At 69.3% G+C, this 22,222-nt stretch carries 19 protein-coding genes and 1 tRNA gene; 6 read left to right on the top strand and 14 right to left on the bottom strand.

All coding sequences use genetic code 11. The features are described 5' to 3' along the window. Window positions 1-188: 188 nt before the first annotated feature. The 14 genes from VGZ32_RS22980 to VGZ32_RS22915 all read right to left on the bottom strand — a co-directional run bounded on the left by VGZ32_RS22980 (window position 189) and on the right by VGZ32_RS22915 (window position 15,252). Window positions 189-1,199 (bottom strand): glycoside hydrolase family 16 protein, encoded by a 1,011-nt coding sequence (locus VGZ32_RS22980; RefSeq protein WP_326888233.1) that lies wholly within the window; start codon window positions 1,197-1,199, stop codon window positions 189-191. A 32-nt stretch (window positions 1,200-1,231) separates the two neighbouring features. Further along, window positions 1,232-2,131, bottom strand: a complete 900-nt coding sequence (locus VGZ32_RS22975; protein WP_414642586.1) for an alkaline phosphatase family protein — start codon at window positions 2,129-2,131, stop codon at window positions 1,232-1,234. A gap of 56 nt (window positions 2,132-2,187) precedes the next feature. Then, on the bottom strand, window positions 2,188-2,601 hold the full coding sequence (locus tag VGZ32_RS22970) for a hypothetical protein (RefSeq protein ID WP_326888230.1): 414 nt from the start codon (window positions 2,599-2,601) through the stop codon (window positions 2,188-2,190). Continuing rightward, window positions 2,598-4,361, bottom strand: a complete 1,764-nt coding sequence (locus tag VGZ32_RS22965; protein ID WP_326888229.1) for a hypothetical protein — start codon at window positions 4,359-4,361, stop codon at window positions 2,598-2,600. Before VGZ32_RS22965 ends, VGZ32_RS22970 begins: the two co-directional genes overlap by 4 nt. A gap of 131 nt (window positions 4,362-4,492) precedes the next feature. Beyond that, window positions 4,493-6,889, bottom strand: a complete 2,397-nt coding sequence (locus VGZ32_RS22960) for a phosphotransferase (protein ID WP_326888228.1) — start codon at window positions 6,887-6,889, stop codon at window positions 4,493-4,495. Further along, window positions 6,886-9,513, bottom strand: coding sequence for an HAD hydrolase family protein (locus VGZ32_RS22955; protein WP_326888227.1), 2,628 nt, complete (start codon window positions 9,511-9,513; stop codon window positions 6,886-6,888). The genes VGZ32_RS22960 and VGZ32_RS22955 overlap by 4 nt, the downstream gene beginning before the upstream one ends. Window positions 9,514-9,623: 110 nt before the next feature. Further along, window positions 9,624-10,481 (bottom strand): DUF5753 domain-containing protein, encoded by an 858-nt coding sequence (locus VGZ32_RS22950; protein WP_414642585.1) that lies wholly within the window; start codon window positions 10,479-10,481, stop codon window positions 9,624-9,626. Window positions 10,482-10,798: 317 nt separating this feature from the next. Next, a tRNA-Ala gene (locus VGZ32_RS22945) sits at window positions 10,799-10,871 on the bottom strand. 87 nt (window positions 10,872-10,958) lie between these two features. Continuing rightward, entirely contained in the window at window positions 10,959-11,621 is a 663-nt protein-coding gene (locus tag VGZ32_RS22940) for a histidine phosphatase family protein (protein WP_414642584.1), read from the bottom strand. Between the two features lie 2 nt (window positions 11,622-11,623). Beyond that, window positions 11,624-12,166, bottom strand: a complete 543-nt coding sequence (rsfS, locus tag VGZ32_RS22935) for a ribosome silencing factor (RefSeq protein WP_326888224.1) — start codon at window positions 12,164-12,166, stop codon at window positions 11,624-11,626. Between the two features lie 77 nt (window positions 12,167-12,243). Continuing rightward, window positions 12,244-14,085 carry an LCP family protein gene (locus VGZ32_RS22930; RefSeq protein WP_326888223.1) on the bottom strand — a complete coding sequence of 614 codons (1,842 nt, stop codon included), beginning with the start codon at window positions 14,083-14,085 and terminating at the stop codon, window positions 12,244-12,246. Next, window positions 14,082-14,786 (bottom strand): nicotinate-nucleotide adenylyltransferase, encoded by a 705-nt coding sequence (nadD, locus tag VGZ32_RS22925; protein ID WP_326888222.1) that lies wholly within the window; start codon window positions 14,784-14,786, stop codon window positions 14,082-14,084. The genes VGZ32_RS22930 and nadD overlap by 4 nt, the downstream gene beginning before the upstream one ends. Before the next feature lie 72 nt (window positions 14,787-14,858). After that, window positions 14,859-14,993: a hypothetical protein gene (locus tag VGZ32_RS22920; protein WP_326888221.1), complete on the bottom strand. Its 135-nt coding sequence runs from the start codon at window positions 14,991-14,993 to the stop codon at window positions 14,859-14,861. A gap of 97 nt (window positions 14,994-15,090) precedes the next feature. Beyond that, window positions 15,091-15,252: a hypothetical protein gene (locus tag VGZ32_RS22915; RefSeq protein ID WP_326888220.1), complete on the bottom strand. Its 162-nt coding sequence runs from the start codon at window positions 15,250-15,252 to the stop codon at window positions 15,091-15,093. A gap of 152 nt (window positions 15,253-15,404) precedes the next feature. Here VGZ32_RS22915 and VGZ32_RS22910 point away from each other — a divergent pair, with 152 nt between their 5' ends. The 6 genes from VGZ32_RS22910 to VGZ32_RS22885 all read left to right on the top strand — a co-directional run. Next, window positions 15,405-16,520: a M48 family metallopeptidase gene (locus VGZ32_RS22910; protein WP_326888219.1), complete on the top strand. Its 1,116-nt coding sequence runs from the start codon at window positions 15,405-15,407 to the stop codon at window positions 16,518-16,520. Between the two features lie 41 nt (window positions 16,521-16,561). Beyond that, complete coding sequence (locus VGZ32_RS22905) at window positions 16,562-17,044, top strand: glutathione peroxidase (RefSeq protein WP_326888218.1); 483 nt, start codon at window positions 16,562-16,564, stop codon at window positions 17,042-17,044. 293 nt (window positions 17,045-17,337) lie between these two features. Continuing rightward, window positions 17,338-18,333: an oxidoreductase gene (locus VGZ32_RS22900; protein WP_326888217.1), complete on the top strand. Its 996-nt coding sequence runs from the start codon at window positions 17,338-17,340 to the stop codon at window positions 18,331-18,333. 45 nt (window positions 18,334-18,378) lie between these two features. Further along, window positions 18,379-19,110 carry a hypothetical protein gene (locus tag VGZ32_RS22895; protein ID WP_326888216.1) on the top strand — a complete coding sequence of 244 codons (732 nt, stop codon included), beginning with the start codon at window positions 18,379-18,381 and terminating at the stop codon, window positions 19,108-19,110. Between the two features lie 153 nt (window positions 19,111-19,263). After that, window positions 19,264-20,043 carry a TIGR03936 family radical SAM-associated protein gene (locus VGZ32_RS22890; protein ID WP_326888215.1) on the top strand — a complete coding sequence of 260 codons (780 nt, stop codon included), beginning with the start codon at window positions 19,264-19,266 and terminating at the stop codon, window positions 20,041-20,043. 245 nt (window positions 20,044-20,288) lie between these two features. After that, window positions 20,289-22,222: ribonuclease E/G (locus tag VGZ32_RS22885; protein ID WP_326888214.1), on the top strand; the 1,934-nt coding region annotated here is incomplete at its 3' end.

Raw genomic sequence — 22,222 nt, 5'->3', positions numbered from 1 at the left:
GGCAGCGGGCACGTGCGAGACCGCCCCTCGGCGCCGAGTGGGATCAGACGCCGACTACCGTTCCCGCCCGGAGTTACTTGTCCAGACAAGTCACCTTGCCGCCGGATGAATGACAGACAAAGACCCGTATAGACAAGTTCGCCTTCCGAGTCAGGATACGCAGATGGGAGGTCCCGCCGTCGGCGCCGTCAGTCCGGCCGGTAGATCGCGACCCAGTCGATCAGGATGACGGCGGTCGACGAGTCGGGCGTCACGCCGTCGGTCTCGCTCTGGATGACCCAGTGCATCGGTGTCGAGGGAACGCGGCTGGTCGAGGTCCCGATCGTCGCGCCATCGAGCAAGAAGTCGACCGCCTGAGCCGTCCACTCGATGACCGCGGTGTGCCAGCCCGACGAGATCCGCACGCTGGTCTGGTACGCGTCCTGATCCATGTCGCTTGTGCCGTTCATGTGGTGCATGTAGGCGTTGATGACGCCGACCAGGTTGCCCTCCGGGAAGTCGATCTCGCCGTCCTCGGGGAAGTTCTCGCTGTCCGGCCACAGCAGCCAGGCAACCTTGTAGCCGGGAGTCGGCTGCTCCACCAGGAATCTGATCGCGTAACGGCCGTACACCTGGCCGCCTTCGCTGCCGCTCGCGCCGGGAATCTTCGGCAGAGGCGCGGCCACCATGTGCACGCCGTTCTCGGTGTGCAGGTCGAGACGCATCATGCCGTCGGAGATGCTGATCGTCTTCGAGGGCGTATAAATGCCCTGCTGGTCAGTGTCCGGCCAGCCGTCGGGGTAGGCCCACCATTTCGACGCGACGTCGGACGGCAGGCCGGAGCAGATTCGCCTCACCGGGTCGCAGCCGGAGAATCCGCCCACCGGCACGTCGGTCAAAAAGTCGTCGGCGAAGATCTGGTGCCAGCCCGGGATGTCGCCGACCGGCATCGGCTGCCCCGAGGGACCAGCGGGGGTTTGGCTGGGAGCAGCAGAGGGCGAGCCGGACGCGCCCGTTCCCGCCGTGGCTGTGGTTCCGACCGCCTTCGTGCCCGTTCCCGCCATAGCCGTGGTTCCGGCCGCCTTCGTGGCAGCGTTCGCGGGAAGGGCCACGGTCGCCGCTTCAGTTGCAGCGTCGCCCGCGCAGCCGACCGCAGCGAGGACAACCGCCGCAGCCGCGACGAGCGAAGCACCCCGTCGAGTGGTGAGCGGCCTGCTCATCGCGTCCTCCTTTGTTCGGTCGGCGGTGCTCCCTAGGACGAAGCGGACGGCGGGTTCGGCGTGAAGATATCGGTGATCGGCACGGCCGTGGCGCTCGAGCCCGCGTGCGGCAGGTCGTAGAGGTCTTCGAGGGTGCGCAGCACGCTGTAGTGCTTGATTGTCTCGCTGTATGTACCGGGTTTGACGTCCGCGCCCACGATCAACGTCGGGATCTGATTGTCGGCGCTGTTGTCGTCCTCATCCCAGGTGACGATGAGCTCGCTGTTGTGCGCCGGGGCCCACCGCGCATACGCATCCAGATTCGCCCGCAGCCAGGCGTCCCCCTGCGCGACGGTGCCGTCGTGCATGTCGTCCGCCAGATTCGGCACCACGACCGCGACCGTCGGCAGCGTCGTGAAATCGCTCGGGAAGGCAGCGAACGTCCGGTTGTCGGCCGCGGGCACGTTCGTGAAGTTCACCCAGGGGGCGTGCTTGCGCGCGTAGTCTCCCGCCGTGCACCCGGTGTACCCGGCCGCGGGCATCGACTCCGAGTACCCGGTGAACGTGTCGCCTGCGGCCAGCAACTCGCTGGCCAGGTTCGCGTCGGTGAAGGTGTGCGGGCAGCTGTCGTCGCTCAGGCCCTCGGTGGTGCCGGCGAACAGCGCGAGATAGTTCGGCTCGCTCGGATGCGTGATCGCGAACGAGGAGCTGAAGCTCGCACCCTGCGCCGCCAGTGAATTGATATACGGCGCGGACGAGTTGCCGATGACGTCCGAGTACGAGTGGTTCTCCTCGATCACCACCACGACGTGATCCGGTCGCGGCAAGCCTGCGGCTGCATGCGCCGAGGAAGGCGCACCTGTCGCCGCACTGGATGCACGCGGAGAGGCAGCCGCAGAGCCAGCCGTCGTCGGCGGGGCAGCACCGGTCGATGTGCACGCCGCGACGAGCAGCGCTACACCGCCGAGCGCGGTCGCGGGGAGCAAGGGGATGCGCGGTTTACGGGGCGTCAATGCGGCTCCTTCGTCAGGAAGATGCGGCTGAGAGCATCGTTCCAGGATGCGCGCATGAGTCGGACTTTCCCCACCGGGTACAGCGCGGCGATCGACGTGAACGCCGCCAACACGACCAAGGTGCGCGTCGGGCTGAAGCTGTGGGTCAGCAAGAAAGCCTCGGCGACGAGCGCGCCGATGGACAAGCTCAGCGCGATCGTCAGCACGAAAAGCTCCAGTCGGCCCAGTCGCTGCCGGCTTCGCCGCAGCGCGGCATCGCCGAGACGCGTCGCCGCCGCGCCCGGGCAGACCAGCAGAAACACGAACGAGATGATCACTCGTGGCGGCGTGCCGGCCGGAAGCGCGGTCGCGGCGAGCGCGAGCCAGCCCGACGCGGCGAGCCCTAAGCGAAGGTAGCGCGGGCGGATCATCTGAGGGCTCCTTTCCAGTGGAGCAGGACGCTGCGCGGCTGGTTGGTCAATTCCATGATCACCGCATCCTGGTTCCGGTACAGCACAGTGAGCTCCGGAGCGTTGCCCGGAATCTGCTCCACTTGGGTGAGCGCGGCGGGCGGCAGCAGCCCCGACAGTTCGATCTCGGCCTCCTGGGAGCGGGTCAGGATGAAGTACGCCGGACGTCCGTGCGAGTCGCGCAGTTCCGACACCAGGGCGCTGAGCGGGTACGCGGCGATCTCGTCAAGCTGCGCGGGCGTCTGGTCGGTGAGCCAGGACACGTACGTGTAGTCCGAGTAATCGGTGTAGACGCCCGCGTATTCGCTCGTGGCCGCGACGATCATCGAACCGTGCGGCGCCGTGCGGAACAGGAATTGGGCGGCCGAGACCTCCGCGGGCGAGAAGTAGTTCATCCGCTCCTTGCCGTAGTAGCCGAGGACGAAGCCGCTGAGCAGGGCGAGGAGCACGGCCGGAAGCGCGAGGGCCTGGATGCGTGGCCATCGGCGCGATCGCCAGAGGACAGCCGTCGCGAGGAACGCGGTGGCGGGCAAGGCGAAGAGGTGAACCCTGAAAACCATCTCGCCGCCGTAGTCGTTCGCCACCAGCAAGGGCAATGGTGCGAGGGCGAGCAGCACGATCGGGTTGTGCCGCAGGCCGCGCCACTTCACGACGGCGACCAAAGCCAAGAGCCATATGAAGGCGGCGCTCGCGGTCTCGACGTGCGCGATCAGCTGTTGTTCGGGGCTCGCAATGGCCTGATTGCTCAGCGGAGACGCGGCGTTCGCGTCGAGAGTGCCGAAGGACGTGAGGATCGAGCTCAGATTCGCCTCGATGAACGGACGCGCGACGGTTGCCGCCCACCCCACCGTGAACAGCACCGACGCGATAAGCAGCGGTAGCACGGTCCGCCAGCGCCGCCAGGACACCGCGAGGATGCCCAGCGCGCAGACCAGCATGAGCGGGGTCAGCTGATGGGAAGAGGCGACGGCGGCGATGACCGGCAGAAGCAGTGCGGTCCAGATCACGGCAGCGCGGCGGCGGCGCGCCGCGGCAGACGACCCCTGCGAGCCTTGCGAGTCGGCCGAATCTGCGGCTTGTCGATTCAGCCTCTTTAATACGACACCGATTACCGCCAGGTAGAGGACGAGCGCGAAAGCCTGCGGCGAGAAGTAGTCCTGTCCCATCCACGCGCTCGAGAAGAAGATCCACACCGCCGCCCAGACGAGCCGCCGGTCCCGGGTCAGCGAGCGATAGATCAGCACCAGCGGCCCGATCATCAGCAAGTTGTTGACCGGCGGTCCCCACGCCGCGTACGAGCCAGCGGACCGCAGCCCCGCCATGCGCACGAACAGCGCATTGAGAGCAAAGAATCCGGGCCACTGGTGGTACGCCCCCAGAACCCCGTTCGTCGGGTCGGTGGCGCCGTGGCTCACCAGGTAGTCCACGACCGCGACGTGCTTCCAAGCCCACGAATACCGAAGCGTTCCGTAGAGCACTGTCGGGGTGGCGTGCAGCATCGCGATCAGCGCGACGACATAGCCGAGGAACCAGACGCCGCTGATGCCGGGAGTGCGCAGAGCGAACGCGAATCCGAGCGTGAGCATGCCGAGGCCGACCCAGTAGGTGATCGGCAGGACGCTGATCAGCCCGAAGGCGCCCATGCGGTCGAGTTGCACATTCCGGAGGAGCGTGACGATCCACAACAGCACCGCGACAGGGAGCGCGACGTGTGCCAGCATGCGACGCCACGAGCGGTTCAGACGCCGAGGCCGCCCTTCGCGGCGGTGCCGGGGCGTGTACGTTCTGACGTCGACCGGTTGTAAAGGTCGAGGCGGCGTGTGCGCCAAGAGCAGGAGAGCGGGATCGCCGGTCATCGGCTCACCTCACGCAGCACCGGGACGACGTTCCTGGCAAGCCACCGCCAACTGTGCTGGTAGCGCGCGGATTTGGCGGTGTTGTCGGCGACGTGCGTGAGCCAGGTCAGCAACAGCAGCGAAACCTCGTCGACGGTCGTGGCACCGCCGGCTTCAACTCCAGTAACTTCGAACCCTGCCTCTCCCTCTCGCCGATACGCGCGCACGACCAGGTCGCCGATTTCGCACCGCTCCAGCTCCCGCTGCACTGCCAGAGAGAACAGCCGCGCGTCGAGGGGCGCCGGTCCGTCCGCGTGCGCGCTGCACCAGTCGACGACGCCGGTGATGCGCGTCGGGTCAGCGTCTATGAGCACGTTGCCCGGCTGATAGTCGCCGTGAGTCCAGGCCACGAGGACCCGCTTGCCCTCAAGGCCCTCATACAGGCGGCGGCGCAGCAGGTCGATCGCCGCCGCTCCATGCGGCGTCTGACACGGCGCGAGTTCCCTGCATACCACGGCGAGTGGCGCCTCAACCCATCGACGCAGATGCTCAGTGCCGACGGTCTCGACCCGCCCAGTCGCCTCGTGCAGCTCCGCGATCGCGGCGAGTGCGACCTTTGCGATGCGTCGCGCCGCCGTGGGCCGTTCGCGCACCACACGGGACGCATCTATGCCGGGCAGCCGAGCCTCGAGCGCCATCGGCCGGGTACCCAGCAAGTCAAGGGAGACGACCTGCGGCAACAGCCGGCGCCACTCGCCGAGCCGCTCGTCCTCGGACAGCGTGCGCAAGGTCTCGTACTGCTGCTCAAGGGCCGAATGCGCGCGCGGGCTCAGCGGGTGCTTGACGACGAGGTCTGCCTGGCCGCGTGATCGGATCAGCAAAAGGCCGGACACCGTCCGCGACACGTGACTCTCGACGCCACGACTGTTCAGCTGCACCTCACTGGACAGCCTGCGGCCCAAACGCAGATCACCCGGCAGCGAGAAGAACCAGCCGAGGCGCTCCCGCACGAACCCGGCAAGCACACGCGGCGGAACTCCGATCGCACCCGCCTTCTCGCCTCCCGCCGACCCCAACCAGATCGACCGCCGCCACAGGAGCACCGCGGCCACAACGCCCTGTGCGGCCAACCAAGCCACCCCCGCGCCCTCGACACCCATCACCGGCAACAGCACGACGATCAGCACGAGCGCAAGCGAGCACAGCGTCCCCAGGATCGCGATCACCGCAGTCATCCGGCGTCGCGCCCGGCAGGTGCTGACCGCCACCGCGACGACGAGATTCGGCACCGCGGAGAGCAGTAGAAACCTGAGTAGACCGGTGCCGTGCCGGGCGTAGTCGTCCCCGAACACGCGCAGAATCGCCGGTGCCCCGGCGATCATGATCAGGACACAGATCGCCAGCAGCGCACCGGTGTGCCCAAGGACGCGCCGACAGTTCTGCGCCAGCCGCTCGGGATCGGTCGCGGATTCCACGATCAGCGAGGAGCCCATGTTGGCGCTGAGCAAGTAAAGCGTGTACGCGATGACCCATGTGAGTGAGAAGTAAGCAGCCTGCGCCGCGCCGAGCCGCTCCAAGACGATCAGCGGGGGCAAGGTCGTCGCGGCGATCCAGCACAGCGCCCCGATATAGTCGCACACGATGTAGCCGGTCGTCGGCGTCGGCTGCATAGGCGTAGTCGCCAGACGCGGCCGCCGCGCCGCGCGCTCGTGCAGCGGGATCGCGCGGCCGAAGAGGAACGAATTGGTGACCGCGACCGCGACGGCGAGCCCGACAGCCCAGGACAGCAGGATGCCACCGGGCTTGACCACCAGCGCGAACAGCACCACCGCGCCGATCTTGACCACCGAGAAGACCGCGTTCTCGAGCACGACCCAGTGCGCCCGGCGCAGGCCGGTCAGCGCGCCGTCCTGCAGCACGAACAGCGCGTAGCCCGCGGTCGCCGCGGCGAATCCGGCGCCGACCAGCGGCCGGTGCAGGAACGCCAGACCCGGCGAGATCTCGGGCAGCAGCAGCACGAACGCGACCGCGAGCGCGAAGGTGGTCGCGGCGGCGGCCAGGTACGCCCGGGCGACCAGCCGCCCGGTCCGCGCGCCCGCCACCGGGACGAACCTGACCAGCACGTTGGTGAGGTTGAGCTGGCCGACACCGGCGAGGAACAGCATGGCCGAGATGGCGGCATAGTTCCGGCCGACCGCGTCCGTCGGGTAGAGCCGGGTGACTAAAGCCCAGTAACCGGCACCGAGCACAGACGTCAGCACGGAGCTTGCGGAGAGCAGGTGGCCGTTGCGCAGCAGCGGCTCGCCGGACGCGATGCGGCGGACCGCAGCGCCCCTCGGCCGTGCGTGCTCGGGCGCGTTGGCGGGAGCATCCGTGGGGACATCGGTCCGCACACTCCATGTCAGCCCACTCATGACGCCGCCGCCCGACCGGCCAACCGTCGTGTCGCCACTGCCAACTTGGCCGCTCGGACCGGCACGCCCGATCGCCCGGCCTCGGGGATGGCCAGCAGCGCGAGCAGCGCGCGGTCCTCAGCCTCCAACTCGGGCATTCGACACAGCGGACAGCCGCCCACCCGGTGTCCGAGCAACCGCCCCACCGCCTCGGCGAGACCTGCCTGGTACGGATGCCGAAGCACGCGAATGCCGGCCGACGCCATGACTCCGCGATCCGCGTTGCGTGGCGCGAAGCCCAACTCGGCCGCCTTGAGCATCGCGATATCGGGCGCGCTGTCGCCGACCGCCAGCGCGACCTGCTGATCCCCGCCACCTGCCCACCGAATCAGCTCCCGTACTCCATCTGCCTTGTCGAGCCCGCTCGGCAAGAAGTCCGTCTGCCCATCCCCTTCGACCACCGCGTAGTTCCGAACCTCCCTTAGCCCCAGCTCTTGCCCGTCCCCCAACCCGCTGCGTCCCCCTTCAATCTCCCGAGACGCCCGCACGCAGCACCGATAATCGCGATCCACCGAGACACCCGGCATCGCGCCCAATGCCGCCGCCAACTCCCCGTCGTGCTCCGGAACCAGAGTGCTGTCACGCCCGCTCGCAGCCTCGAAGGCCACCGCGCCGTACTCCGCTACGCCACCGAACAGCCTGTACTCGACACATAGGTCCCGCGTCTCAGCGAGCGACCGCCCCGTCGCCAGCACCACCCTGAGCCCGTGTGCCCGCAAGGCCCGCAGCGCCATCGCCCCGGACGGCGAAGAGACGGAGAACCCGAACGCGTCGTTCTCGAGGCACCCGTCGACGTCGAGCGCGCACCACGGCCCCTGCGGTTCGCTTTCGAGATCCGCGAGAAACAGGTCGGCCAAGAACCGCCGCACCGCCTGCGCCTGTTGTCGCCGAGGGCTGGCCCCACCCCGCCGGTGCGCATTCCACGCATGCACGAGCTTGTACACGCACCAGCGCGAAGCAGGAACGTGCTCACCGCTGACCTGCTCGTAGCGCGCCAGCAGCCGGTCCTCCGATACCGGTTCCGCGACCGCGGCGGCCGCCAGGTCGTAAAGGGCGTCGTAACTCGCCAAGTCCAGATGGCTGAAACACCCGTCGGCGAACGCCGTCTTGGCCCACCCGCCGATGTCGTCCGAGTACCACAGCCCGGGAACCGTATCGCCGTCGATCAGACAGGGCTGATCAGACTTCGACAACGCGCGCATGAGCGGATCGACCAGCAGCGGCCGCACCGGCGTGCCGAGCCGACCGAATCCGCGCGCCAAGATCCGCGCAGCGATCTCCCAGGCCGGCTGACGACCGCTGAGCAGGACGCTGCGATCCGCGGGAACCAGCAATGCGCGTCGGCGACAGTCCACGTAATCCGCGACCACTTCCGGCGGCACACCCGCCCCGCGCTCCCGCCCTTCCCCCGCCATACGCGCCCTGATCATCACGCCGTCGACAACGCCGTACACCCGCGGCACCTCACCACCCAACTCGCGGGCAATCTCCGCAGCGTGCCGCCCCAAGTACCCGAGGCCCACCGCCTCTGCCACCATCGGCAGCCGCGTCCCATCCCCGGTCCGCACCGTGATCGGCACCGCCAAATGCCGCGATCGCGTCGGCATGTCCGGCTGCTCCGACTCCACAACCGCGATATCCGGGTCCCGGAGAGCGGAAGCAACCCGCCACCGCAACGACTCCCGACCCAGATCCCTGCGGATCTGCCAATCGCGAGCCGGAAGCACTACGCACGGCCGCCCCGTCACCCCGCCATCCGCAAACGCCGCGCAAACGACCACAACCCGATCCCTCCTGAACCCCGCTCGCTCCACGGCGCGTGCCACAGCATCAAGCGAGGCCCCGCTCGACGGCGGGTCGTCGATCAGCGCGACAAGACCGCGGCCTCGCAGCCGCCGCAGCATCCGGCCCTCGCCCGGCAACAACCGCCCACCCGGCCGAACGGTGCGCACCACCACGTCGGCATACCGGAGCGAGCGAAGCGCGGACCCGAGCAGCGGCGCCAGATAACTGCCCGACGTGCGCACCCCGAGGACCAGCACAGGCAGCGAGCGGTCAGGGTACTGATCGGCAAATCGTGCGGCCAGTTCGCGGACGTCACCGGGCCGTTGGTCGAAACTGCGGAAGCACGACGGCTGCCGCAGCACAGTCCCGGCCAACAGCCGGCCAGCGCCCCCCGGAACAACGCCCAGAGCGTCCGCCAAGCCCAACGGCACTAACGCGGCGTCCCCAGAACCAGCGAGCACCGCATCTGCCAGCGTGGACGTCAGCGCGGAGATCTGGCCGTGCCACCGCCGCAACGCGAGCCTCGCCGGAGACCACGCCACCGCCGCAGCCGCGTCCACCCCGTTCCGCAGCCGCTCTCCCGCCGCCCCGCCCCGCGCGTCCAGACACCGGACCACCCGCCGCAAGATCGAGTCGGTACCGTCCAGCCTGTCCTCGACGACCTGCCCGATCCCACACGCGTACAGGTATGCGTCAACATGATCGTCCACCTCCACCGCGAGCCCCAGCCGTTCGACCAGCTCCGGCACCGAGGCGTGCAGATCGGCGGCGCCTGCGTACGCCCTGTACAGCATCGCCATCACCCCGCTCGCGCCCGGACGGAACCACCGACCACACTCCGAGCCGAATGTTCAGGCGACCTCAAGACCCCATAAGCGGTTACTCAACGTCCACCGGGCCGCCTATTTGGCTATTTGAGCAGGGACTCGAGCACGTTGATCGTGGCGTCGGGGTGCAGCGCGTCGACCGAGATCTGGTCCATCGCCCGCGTGTACTGCTCCACGTCCTCGGGCTTCTCGATGTATTGGGCACCCGTCAGGTGTTCCAGGTAGACCACGTCGCGCAGATCCGACTCAGTGAAGCGCAGCAGGGTGAACGCGCCGCCCTCCGCCGCGTGCGCGCCGACCGCGTACGGCAACAGCTGGATGGTGACGTTCGGCCGGCTCGCCTGCTCAATCAGGTAGCGCACCTGGGCACGCATCACGTCCGGTCCACCCATCGGACGGCGTAGCGAGGCCTCGTCCAGCACAACCCAGAGCACCGGCCCGTTCTCTCGCTGCAAGTACTCTTGCCTTCGCATCCTCAGTTCAACGCGGCGCTCGAGCTCTGCGGCCGCCAACATGTGGTTGGCCGATACCACAGCACTGACGTACTCCGGGCACTGCAACAGACCCGGAATGAACTGCATCTCGTAAGTCCGCACGACCGAGGCGGCCGATTCGAGGCCGATGAAGGGTTCGAACCAGGGAGGCAAGACCCCGCCAAAGCTGTGCCACCAGCCCAGCGTGTTCGCCTCACGCACCAGGTCCAGCACCTGGTCGCGCTCCTTCTCGTCCACCACGCCGTAGAACGTCAGCAGATCGGCGACATCCCGCTCCTTGAACGAGACCTTCCCGGTCTCCAAGCGGCTGATCTTCGACTCGGTGGCACGGATGTGATAGCCGGCCTCCCGCATCGCAATGCCCTTGGACTCCCGCAGCCGGCGCAGCAGCGAGCCGAGAAGGATCCGGCGCACCGTAGAACTGTTGGCGACGCCCTTCGCCTGCAACTCCACTGCCGGCCCTCCGCAGCCTTCGACCTGGACGAGAACGTGCCACCATGCTGGCAGCAATCCGGAGCCCTCCGGCGGTTTTGGGTGATGTCATACCTCTACAGCGCACGATGGCACGAAAGCCTCAGCGACTGGCAAAGAGCAGACGTGCGACACGACACCTGCCGGGCGATGTGACGCGCTCAGAACGGTGCTGTCCCCCCAAGCACGACAACGGCGGCACCGCCAGATGGACGGTACCGCCGCGAAGATCACTCCCACGGTCCTTCGATTCGCCGCTCTTGCCGGCGAAAGTTCACGAAAGACCGCACCAGTGGAGCCAAGGGGACTTGAACCCCTGACCTTCTGTCTGCCAGACAGATGCTCTACCAGCTGAGCTATGGCCCCTTATTCACGTAGCCGCCGAGCTGGGGATTTCCTCCGGCTGGGACGGCTCCGCCATATTAGCCAACCCCGGACGCAAAAGTGAAATCCTTAGGTGTCGTCCCCGATGACCGGTTCTGGCAATGATCCGGCGTTGTGCTCCAGCAGGCGCCAGCCGCGTGTCGCCTCGCCGAGGACGGACCAGCAGCAGTTCGAAAGGCCGCCGAGGCTGCCCCAATGCTCCGGGGGGAGCTTGAGCATGCGGCCGATCGCCACGCGGGAGGAGCCGCCGTGGCTGACCACGACGAGGGTCGCGCGCGGGGGCACTCCTTCGAGGGCCCGGAGGATGGCCGGTACGACCCGGTCGGCGACCTCGGTTTCCGTCTCCCCGCCGCCACGGCGAACTCCCTCGCCGCGCTTCCAGGCCGCGAACTCGTCCGGGAAACGCTCGCGCAGCTCGGCGTCGGTCAGGCCCTGCCAACTGCCCGCGAAGGTCTCCCTGAGGCCCTTCTCCAGCGCGACCGGCAGGTCGGTGAGGCGGGCGAGCTGCTCCGCCGTGTCTGCCGCCCGGGCCAGGTCGGACGAGACGATGGCGTGCGGCTTGAGGGCGGCCAACAGGCGTGCGGCCTTGCGTGCCTGTTCGCGGCCGACCTTGTCGAGCGAGACGTCGCTCTGCCCTTGGAACCGGCCCTCGAGGTTCCATGCGGTCCGGCCGTGACGCCAGATCACGACGCGACGGCCGGGTGCGGAGTAAGTGTGCCGGTCAGCGGCTATGGTCACGCCTCACCGCCGGGTTCGCGGGTGGAGGCGGGCGCGTCGTCCTCGGTGCCGGGGTTGGAGTCGGTGTCGATGTCGCCGTCGGAGCGGGTTGCGACGTGGCCGTTGACAGCGTCTGTGTGGATCGCTGAGTTGGCGAAGGCACCGGGGAGGGGACCGGGTCCGGTGGAGCGGCCGCTGGTCACCGAGGCGGGGAGGGCCAGCACAGGGCAGTCCTTCCACAGCCGCTCGAGCGAGTAGTAGGTGCGCTCCTCGGCGTGCTGGACGTGCACGACGATGTCGATGTAGTCCAGGAGCACCCAGCGGCCCTCCTGCTCCCCCTCACGCCGGGCCGGCTTCGCGCCGAGGCCGAGCAGCCGCTCTTCCACCGCGTCCACGATGGCCCGCACCTGCCGGTCGTTGGGAGCGGACGCGAGCACGAACGCGTCGGTGATCACGAATACGTCGCTCACGTCGTAGGCGACGATGTCGTCAGCGAGCTTGTCCGACGCCGCCTGTGCCGCCGCGATCGCGAGCTCCTTCGCCCGGTCGGTCGCTGTCAATGAGCCACTACCTCTCAAGTCGGCTGGTCGGTCGATCAGCTACCAGGGTCTCATGGAGCGACGACGGGTTTTCCTCGCTACTTCCGTCGGCTGGCCGACGGGGAAGGCGAGGCGGTGGTCTTGCCGGACCCGGCCGGCGGCACGGTCACCCCGGCCAGCGCCGGCCAGTCGGCGCCGAGAAACACGGTCACGTCGGCGATCGTGGGCATCCCGGGCACCACGTGGACGTCGTTCGCGGGCAGTCCGAGCGTCGCGGCGACCTGCACCGCGGCGTCGTGCTGGTCCTGCGTGGGCACCTCGACCACGCTGGTGCCGCGCCTGGCCACGCTCGCGCCGTCGATGTACGTGTATCCGGCGTTCGACAGCTTGGCCTGGGCCGCCGCCCGCACGTACGCGGACTGGTCGGCGGTATGGCCGGATGCGTCCTCGACCAGTACGCGCGAGAGCTGCCCGGCCGCTGCCCCCGCCTTCAGCGCCCCGCCGAGCAGCCTCGTGACGATCGGTGCGGCGGCGGTGTAGTCCATCTCCATGGAGCCGTCGGTGCGCAGCGGCAGCGCCTGAACGGTAAAGGCGCCCGCCTGCTGCTCATACGCGAGGGAGGCGAGGATGGGGCTCAGCCCGCTCTCCGGCAGCGACGGATCGTCGATGATGCCGATGTGGCCGAGGTCCGCCGTGATGGAGGTCGCCTCGGTCGGCAGCACGGCGAGCAGCGCGGTCACCACCTGCCCGAAGCGCTGGATCTGGGCGGTGGGCGAGTCGCCCTGCGCGCTGTAGGTGGCGTACGAGACCGCCTGCGCGCCGGTGAGCTTCTCGCTGCCCTTCGCGATGGCCGGGGCGGTGGGTTCGGCGCTCGCGGTAGCGGCCGGAACGGTGGTGTCCGTGGTCACCTGCACCCCGCCGATCTCGTCGATCAACGCGGCGAACGTCGTCTCGTCCATCCGCCAGACCCCGTCGATGGTGACGCCGAGCACGTCGGCGACGGTGTCCTTACCGGCGGCCGGGATCGACTGGGACATCTGGCCGCCAAAGGGCTGTGAGCCGAATCCGGTGGTGTTCACCAGCATCTGAGACGGGATCAGGACGGCGGCGGCGGAGCCGGAGGAACCCTTCGCAGCGCCACTCGGGGTGGCCGACGGAGTCGCGGACCGGTCGGCGACCAGCAGCGCGTCCCCGACCGCGTCTCCGGTGGTGTCGCTGACCTGGAGCAGGATCACCGACTTGGTTGGGCCGGAGTTGCTCAGCACGCCGCCGCTGAACAGCAGGTATGCGCCAACAGACGCGCCGACCACGGCGGCAGCGGCTCCCGCGCCGATGAGGCGGCGGCGGAAGCGGCGGATTCGGTCGGCCCGGCTCTCCGAGCGCGACTCGACGAAGGTCAGCCAACCCTTGACGTCGTGACCGGTCTCCTCGTCGAGGAAGGCGAAATCGGCGGCCGTGTAGCCGTCTTGGGGGCGGGGTGCGTCGGCGGCAGGCTCGGATTCGACCGGAGCGTCCGACGCGGGAGACGGAGCGGGTGCGGGCGACGGGGCCTGAGCGGGAATGTGGACGGTACCGGTGCCGAAGAGGTCGGAGTCGTCGAAGAGACCTGCGCCGTCGGGAACGGCGTTGGGCTCGGGGGAACGAGTGCGATCGAGCCCGGCGCCGGGGCCAGCGTCAGTGCCGTGCGCTGGTGCCGGCGCGCCATAAGCCGCCGGAGAATACGGGTCTTGAAGGTCGTAACCGACCGGGTTGTAGACCGAACCGCTGCTGCTGTAGCCGTCGAACACCGGCCCTGGCGGCGGAGCCTGGCCGGGAGCGGAGGTCTGGCGCCAGTCATACGAATGCTCGGCCGGCGCCTGCGGTGCCTGCGACGCGGGCGGCGGCGTCGGCAGCGCTTCCTCGTCCGGGTTCGGCTTGCGTCGGCGGCCGGTTCCGGTCACGGCTCCTCCGTGGTGGCTTCTCGCGGCTCCGAGGTGTACGGCTGGCCGAGGTGCGTGCCTCCGTCCGCCGGATCGCGGTACAACCCGCGCTTGTTGATGTACTGGACGATTCCGTCGGGTACCAGATACCACACCGGCTCGCCCCGGCGGACCCTTTCGCGGCAAGCCGTGGACGAGATGGCCAGCGCCGGGATCTCCACCAGCGACGCCCTGCCCACCGGCAGTCCCGGGTCGGAGAGCTGGTGACCGGGGCGGGTACAGCCGACGAAGTGGGCCATCTCGAACAGCTCGTCCGCGTCCTGCCAGGAGAAGATCTGGTCAAGTGCATCGGCGCCGGTGATGAAGAAGAAGTCGGTGTCCGGCCCGCGTTCGGCGCGCAGATCGCGCAGCGTGTCGACGGTGTACGTGGGGCCGCCGCGGTCGATGTCCACGCGGCTGACCGAGAAGCGCGGGTTCGACGCGGTCGCGATCACCGTCATCAGGTAGCGGTCCTCGGGCGAGGCGACCTTGCGCTCGGCCTTCTGCCACGGCTCCCGGGCCGGGACGAACACCACCTCGTCGAGGTCGAACAGCGACGCCACCTCGCTCGCCGCGACCAGGTGGCCGTGGTGGATCGGGTCGAAGGTGCCGCCCATGACGCCGACCCGCGCCTTGCGCCGGTATGGGCGGGGCCGCTCCGGGCCGGGCTGGGGACCGCTCATGCGCACCGACCCTACCTGGCCCGCCCCGGGGCCACACCAGGGCTTGGGCTGTTCGTCCTATTCAGTGACGGTCTACTTGTCTCGATTGAGCCGGGTGACCAGGAACAGCAGCACGATGAAGATCGCCATCACGACGATGGCGTTGAGCGTGGGATTGATGCCCGAGTACCGGCCTTCGCCTTCGGCCACGACGTGCAGCAGGTGCATGGAGACGCTCGTTTCTCGCGAGGGAGCGGTGAGTCGGCACAAATATGTCGGCACAAATATTAGGGCGCCGGTGCGCGCGGGAAGCGCGCAGGGTGCGTTACTTGCGGTTCTTGTCGCCCGTGTCGCGGTACCCGCGCAGAACCAGCCAGGCGATCAGCACGACGACCGCGAGGCCGCCGAAGATGTACAGGCGCAGGAAGATGCCCGGGGGCGTGGTGTCCGGGGCGTTCACGGCCAGGTAGGCCTGATGCAGAGCCATGGCGGTCGAGTGCATGGGAAAGGTCCGTCCTGTACTGCGAGTGCTGCGTGTCGGTCCTCACGACGATACGCGGCGCAGCACGCCACGCCAGACGCCGGGTCGGTACTGTGAGCGGAGCGGGGCTGGTCCCGCACCGCCGTGAAGGGGCACCGATGTCTCAGGAAACTCTCCAGGACCGGGCGCCGGACCGCAGCCGCAAGCGGTTCCCGCAGATCAGCTCCCGGGCCTACGAGCACCCCGCCGACCGTGCCGCGCTCACCGCGCTGCGCAAGCTGAACGGCTTCGACCTGCTGCTGCGCAAGCTCGGCGGACTGATCGGCGGGCGGCGCATCCGCCTGCTCCTGCTGGCCAACGCGGTGCAGGTGTCCGAGCGGCAGTTCCCCCGGCTGGACACCCTGCTGACCGACGCCTGCGAGATCCTCGACATCCCGGAGCGGCCCGGCATGTTCGTCATGCAGTCGCCCGGGGTCAACGCGATGACCATCGGCCTGGACAAGCCGATGATCGTACTGACCACCGGACTGGTGGAGCTGCTGGACGAGGAGGAGTTGCGGTTCGTCGTCGGTCACGAGGTGGGCCACGCGTTCTCAGGCCACGCCGTGTACCGCACGATGTTGCTCTGGCTGATGAACCTGAGCGGGGTGATCGGCTGGCTGCCCGGCGGCGAGATGGGTATCCGGGCGCTGATCCTCGCGCTGATGGAGTGGTTCCGGAAGGCGGAGCTGTCCAGCGACCGGGCCGGCCTGCTGGTGGGGCAGGACATTGAGGCCGCGGTGCGCACGCAGATGAAGATGGCCGGCGGCGCACACGTGCACGAGATGAACCCGATGGCGTTTCTGGACCAGGCGCGCGAGTACGAGTCGGGCGGCGACATAGGGGACTCGCTGCTCAAGTTGTCGTTCCTCCTGGACGCCAGGCGCCCGCAGACGCATCCGTTCCCGTCGGTGCGCGCGCTGGAGCTGACCCGGTGGATCGAGACCGGCGGATACAGCCGGGTCCTGGCTGGGGAGTACCCGCGCCGCGGCGACGATCCGACCGCCTCGGCGACGAACGACGCTAAGGAAGCGGCCGACGCCTATGCAGAGTCGGTGAAGAACAGCGGCGACCCGCTTATGGCGAAGGTGCGCGAGTTCGCCCGGGACGCGGCGGGAATCGGCGACCGCATCGGCGGCGCTATGTATCGGCGGTGGGGTCAACGGCCAGAGGACCGAGAGCCCGGGGAGAATGACGCGGACGAAGGCTCCTCGCCGGAAGACTCTGACGAGTAGGACCAGACGAACACGCCCGCGACTGGGAGGATCAACCCCGGATGAGCATCAAGGACATCCCGCTGACCACGCTGGACGGCGAGGCGACCAGCCTGGACGAGCACACCGGCAAGGCCGTGCTCGTGGTGAACGTGGCCTCGAAGTGCGGGCTGACTCCGCAGTACACGGCGCTGGAGAAGCTGCATGAGGCCTACGCGGGCCGCGGCTTCTCGGTGGTCGGCTTCCCGTCGAACCAGTTCGGCGGCCAGGAGCCGGGCACCGCCGAGGAAATCCAGACCTTCTGCTCGACCACCTACGGCGTCACCTTCCCGCTGTTCGAGAAGACCGACGTGAACGGCGAGCACCGGCACCCGGTGTACCAGGAACTGGTCAAGGCCGCCGACGCCGAGGGCTACACCGGCGACATCCGGTGGAACTTCGAGAAGTTCCTGCTCGACGGCGAGGGCAACGTGGTCGCCCGGTTCAACCCGCGCACCGAGCCGGACGCGCCCGAAGTCGTCTCCGCGATCGAGGCGCTGCTGTAGCTGTAGCGGGACGCGTGCATGCCGGGGAGGTAGACCCCTCCCCGGTGCCCGCCAGGCACCATGGTCAAAGCGCGCTCGACGAAATAAACGCTTTAGGCGCAGACCGCCTTGCGCAGACAATATGTTCGAATTCGCCGCTTACCCTTAGGTGCCGCGTCCCCGGCGTTTGCGCAAACCGTGCCTGCCTGAGCAGCATCTGATCACGCAGAGTTCGCACCGCTTCTGAACAATTGCGCGGTGCTATTTGCGCAATGCCATGGACGCGGTGCTGGCCCTCCGCAAGACTGTTCAGCGTGGTGCATTGGAAGGGGTGGCAGATCGCCGACATGCCCGACCTGCACGGCCGCGTCGCGCTGGTGACCGGCGCCTCGGCGGGCATCGGGCTGGTGACCGCCCGTGAGCTGGCCCGCTGCGGCGCGCGCACCTTCGTCGGGTTCCGCGCCACACAGCGTGGCACCGCCGCGCGCGACGCGATCCTGGCCCGCAGCCCGGACGCCTCCGTGGAATTGGTGCGCATCGATCTGGCCAGCCTGGACTCGGTCGAGGACGCCGCCGAGGAGATCGCCGACCGGGCCGGGCACCTGGACATCCTGGTCAACAACGCGGGGGTGATGGCGCCGCCGCCGGACGTCACCGCGGACGGCTTCGAGTTGCAGCTGGGCACGAACCACCTCGGCCACTTCGCGCTGACCGGCCGCCTGCTGCCGCTGCTGCTGGCCGCCGAGGCGCCGCGCGTCGTCACGGTGTCGTCGCTGGCGCACCACGGCGCGAACGGCGGCGGGCTGTCCGAGCCGGTCGACTTCAAGACCCTGCCGCACGGTTCCCGCTGGGTCGGGTACAGCCGGTCGAAGCTGGCCAACCTGCTGTTCGCCCTTCAACTCGACCGGCTGGCCCGGTCCTGCGGCACGGCGCTGCGCTCGATCCCGGTGCACCCCGGACTCACCCGGTCCGAGCTGGTCGCGCGGGCCAGCATCGGGCAGCGCAAGCTGATCGGCCCGATCGCGCAGGCGAGCACGGCCCTCGGCGCGCAGTCGACGGCGGACGGCGCACTGCCGTCTCTGTACGCCGCCACGCACCCGGCCGCCGCGAGCGGCCAGTACTTCGGTCCGCGCCTCGGCGTGCGCGGGGCCCCGGGTCGCGCCGCGCCGAGCCGAACCGCACGCGATCCCGAGCTGGCCGCACGGCTGTGGTCTGCATCGGCGGAAGCTACCGGTGTCGGCTACGAGGCGCTGTGTAACGCACCGAAGCAGGCCGCTGGCAAGCAGGACACGGAGAACGGGCACCCCTGACGACGCCTTACCTACCGCTCAGTAATTAGGGCTAAAGTGCCCGGCATGGCTTTGCGGAGACGGGCGCGCAGCGCAGCGCGTGCATCAGGTGCCGCGGCGCTGCTTATAGTGCCGATCCTGACGTTGGCGGCGTGCACCGGCGGAGGGGCGGCTGCTACGACGCCCACAGCGGTCTCCACCCAGCACGACGTACCGAACGGCGCGCAGCTTAAGGGCGTCCTGCTGGCCAGCAAGGATCTCCCATCCGACTACAGCGAAGAGCCGACCAGCGCGCAGAACAGCGGCGCGGCGCTCTCGGACGCAGCCGCGACCGTCAACCTCGGCTCGGCGAATTGCAACACGATCCTCAACACGATCGGCCACACCGGCTTCGGCGAGGCGTCATACGCCAGCGATGCCTATACGCCGGCGTCGGCCCTTGGCGAGTTCGACGAGACGGTGCTCGAGTTCCACAGTACGGAAGCGACGACGTTCGCCAACCAGTTCGGCGCGGCGCTCAACCGGTGCAGCTCCTTCCAGGCCTCCGACGCGACCGGCGCGAGCGAGAGCGCCTCACTGAAGATGACCGCCGGGCCGCGAGTCGGCGACGAGTCGATCGGCTTCACCGTCGACGTGGTGCTCGGCGGCCAGACGATGGTCATGAACGGCGCGGCGGTGCGGGTCGGCACGGCGGTCGCGGTGGTCACCAACTCCGATCTCCAGGGCTCCCCGGACAACGAGATCAACCTGTCGGCGCTCGCGGCGACACTGGCACAGCGGTTGCGCGACCTGCACTAAGGGCCGGCGCTCGCAGCGGTGGTCCCGGGCGCTCGCCGACGCGCCGTACCCTTAAAGCAGAAGTAACAGTCGCCTGGGCAACGACGAAGCAGCGATCCAGAAGCGGTGAGAAAACTGTCCAAGCGCACCCCCGAAGGCCCTCCCCCGCCACCTGTGGTCCAGCGTCTGCGGATCCGATATGCGAAACGCGGCAGGCTGCGCTTCACCAGCCACCGCGACATCCAGCGCGCATTCGAGCGAGCGCTGCGGCGGGCGCAGGTGCCGATGGCGTACTCGGCCGGATTCTCCCCGCACCCACGCATCTCCTGGGCCGGGGCGGCGCCGACCGGTACAGCGAGCGAAGCGGAGTATGTCGAGATCGGGGTCGCCGAGCGGATCGACCCAGACCGGCTGCGCGCCGAACTCGACGCGGCGCTGCCGCCCGATCTGGACATCCTGGAAATCGTCGAGGCGGCCACCGCGTCGCTCGTCGATCGCCTAGAGGCGTCCGTCTGGCGGATCGAACTGCCGCAGGTCCAACCGGACGAGGCCGCCAAGGCGGTGGACGCCTTCCTGGAGGCGGCGACCGTCGAGGTGGAACGGCTGACCAAGTCCGGTATGCGGAGCTTTGACGCCCGTTCAGCCGTTGTGTCACTCACTGTGGAGGATGGTCTGCCTAAAGGTGGACACAAGACCCGCTCGTCTGCCTGTGCGATACTGCAAGTGGTCGTCCGGCACACCACTCCGGCCGTCCGCCCCGATGACGTCCTGACCGGACTCGGCTCCGTCGGCGGACTCGTGCCGCCGGTCACCCCACGGGTGACCAGGCTGGCGCAGGGCCCGCTCGCCCAGCCGTCGCGGGCGTGGCCGGTGGCCGACCCGATGACCCCTGACCGGAGCGCTTCGGCGAATTCCGGGCCGGCGAGCATCGAAAGCCCCGATTCCGGGGTATGACTGCTCGCGGGAACGCGCCCCGCGCGGCCCGCACGACGGCCCGACTCGGCGACACGCCCGGTCCGGCACACCTGACTTTTACGCGTACGACGAGCCCCTGCGCGGCGCCGACGCCCACCGAACGCGGTGCGGCAGCCCGAGCGCCCGGGGGCCACGACGGGAGAACCGCCCGAATGCTCGAACACGAGCCCAACGGTTCCGGCACAAGCCCGGAACCCACAGAAGACACACTGAGCGCTGCCGACATGTCCGCCGGGAGCGTTCACGAGGCCGCCGAGACCGCTTCGCCCGCGCCGCGCAGGCGTCGCGCCGCGAGCCGGCCCGCCGGCAAGCCGACTGAGGCTGAAGCTGCGGCAGCCGACGCCGCGGCCGAGCCACCGGCCAAGCCGAAGCGCACCCGCAAGACGGCGGCCAAGAAGGTCACCGCTGTGACTGCGGCTGCTGCGCCGGCCGACGAAGCAGCGCCTGAGGAGAAGGCCGCTGCTGCCGTGGGCACATCGGCAGCAGCGGAGGAGGCCGCGCCGACGACCACGCGTCGTCGGCGCACCCGTGCCACCGCCGCGGCGCCTGTCGAGGCAGCCGAGCCTGCGCCCGAGCCCGCAGAAGAGACGGCTCCGGCTAAGCCGCGCCGGACCCGTAAGCGCGCGAGCGCGCCCGCCAAGACCGTCGCCGAGCCGCCCGTCCAGCTGCCCGCCGTCGAGGAGGACGAAGAAGAACCTGCGGCGGAGGAGACCGAGGCCGAGGTGGCGCCGGTCCAGCAGCCGCCCGCGCTGCGCCCCGGAGCGCTGATCTTCCAGGCCCCTGTCGTCTCCGAGCCGGCCCGGCGCACCCGCACGCGTGCGACCGCCGCGCAAGGCAAGCCGAGGCCGACCGAAGGCGCGACGACGGACGAGCCCGCTGCCGACGAGCAGAAGCCGGCCGCCGCGCTCCAACCGGCCGCCGAGGAGGCTCCGACCGCCGAGCGCGAGTCGCGGCGTCGTCGCCGGCGCCGCGGGCAGCCTGCGGAGGTCGCCGCGCCCGCCGCCGAGCCGCCCGTCACCCATGACGACGCGGAAGAAGAAGCCGCCCACGACGACGCGGACGGCGAGACAGAACTCGGCGCCGGCGAAGGCTCCAGCCGCCGCCGCAGGCGCCGCCGCCGTCGGCAGACCGCCGAGGATCTGGCCGGCGGCACACCGAGCGTCGACGACCCGCCGAACACGGTGGTCAAGATCCGCGAGCCGCGCGAGCGCCGCTCCGGCCGCCAAGCCGAGCCCGACTCGCTGCGCACCAGTGACGACGTGCTGGGCGTGCGCGGCTCGGTCCGGCTGGCCGCCAAGCAGCAGCGCCGCCGGGACGGGCGCGCCACCCGGTCCCGCCGCGCCCCGATCGTCACCGAGGCCGAGTTCCTGGCCCGCCGCGAGTCGGTGGAGCGGGTGATGGTCGTGCGCCAGTCCGCCAACCGCACCCAGATCGGGGTGCTCGAGGACGGCGTGCTGGTCGAGCACTACGTCAACCGCGAGTCCTCGGTCTCGTACGTCGGAAACGTGTACCTCGGCAAGGTGCAGAACGTGCTGCCCTCGATGGAGGCGGCGTTCGTCGACATCAACAAGGGCCGCAACGCGGTGCTGTACGCGGGCGAGGTGAACTTCGCCGCGGCCGGCCTCGAGGGGCAGCCCAAGCGGATCGAGTCGGCGCTCAAGTCCGGCCAGCCGGTGCTCGTGCAGGTCACCAAGGACCCGATCGGCCACAAGGGCGCCCGGCTGACCAGCCAGATCTCGCTGCCCGGCCGCTTCCTGGTGTACATCCCGGGCGGCTCGATGATGGGCATCAGCCGCAAGCTGCCGGACAACGAGCGCACCCGGCTCAAGCAGATCCTCAAGAAGGTCGTTCCCGAGGACGGCGGCGTGATCGTGCGCACCGCCGCGGAGGGGGCGAGCGAGGAGGAGCTGGCCAAGGACGTCGAGCGGCTGGTCGCCCAGTGGGAGGAGATCGAGCGCCGCTCGCGCACCGCGAACGCGCCCGCGCTGCTCTACGGCGAGCCGGACCTGACCGTCCGGGTCATCCGGGACATCTTCAACGAGGACTTCACCAAGCTCATCGTCTCGGGCGACGAAGCCTACAAGGAGATCCACGAGTACCTCAGCGGCGTGGCGCCGGAGCTGGCCGAGCGGGTCGAGCACTGGACCAGCGAGACCGA

This window comes from Actinocrinis sp. (assembly GCF_035938995.1).
Classification (GTDB): Bacteria; Actinomycetota; Actinomycetes; order Streptomycetales; family Catenulisporaceae; genus DASZGI01.
This window is presented reverse-complemented; position numbering and strand designations above follow the sequence as displayed.

What these genes read in the sequence shown, in the direction of transcription:
- VGZ32_RS22980 (WP_326888233.1), bottom strand. Translation starts at nt 1,199, where the DNA reads ATGAGCAGGCCGCTCACCACTCGACGGGGTGCTTCGCTCGTCGCGGCT.
- VGZ32_RS22970 (WP_326888230.1), bottom strand. Translation starts at nt 2,601, where the DNA reads ATGATCCGCCCGCGCTACCTTCGCTTAGGGCTCGCCGCGTCGGGCTGG.
- VGZ32_RS22965 (WP_326888229.1), bottom strand. Translation starts at nt 4,361, where the DNA reads ATGCTGGCACACGTCGCGCTCCCTGTCGCGGTGCTGTTGTGGATCGTC.
- VGZ32_RS22960 (WP_326888228.1), bottom strand. Translation starts at nt 6,889, where the DNA reads ATGAGTGGGCTGACATGGAGTGTGCGGACCGATGTCCCCACGGATGCT.
- VGZ32_RS22955 (WP_326888227.1), bottom strand. Translation starts at nt 9,513, where the DNA reads ATGGCGATGCTGTACAGGGCGTACGCAGGCGCCGCCGATCTGCACGCC.
- nadD (WP_326888222.1), bottom strand. Translation starts at nt 14,786, where the DNA reads ATGAGCGGTCCCCAGCCCGGCCCGGAGCGGCCCCGCCCATACCGGCGC.
- VGZ32_RS22920 (WP_326888221.1), bottom strand. Translation starts at nt 14,993, where the DNA reads ATGCACCTGCTGCACGTCGTGGCCGAAGGCGAAGGCCGGTACTCGGGC.
- VGZ32_RS22915 (WP_326888220.1), bottom strand. Translation starts at nt 15,252, where the DNA reads ATGGCTCTGCATCAGGCCTACCTGGCCGTGAACGCCCCGGACACCACG.
- VGZ32_RS22910 (WP_326888219.1), top strand. Translation starts at nt 15,405, where the DNA reads ATGTCTCAGGAAACTCTCCAGGACCGGGCGCCGGACCGCAGCCGCAAG.
- VGZ32_RS22905 (WP_326888218.1), top strand. Translation starts at nt 16,562, where the DNA reads ATGAGCATCAAGGACATCCCGCTGACCACGCTGGACGGCGAGGCGACC.
- VGZ32_RS22895 (WP_326888216.1), top strand. Translation starts at nt 18,379, where the DNA reads ATGGCTTTGCGGAGACGGGCGCGCAGCGCAGCGCGTGCATCAGGTGCC.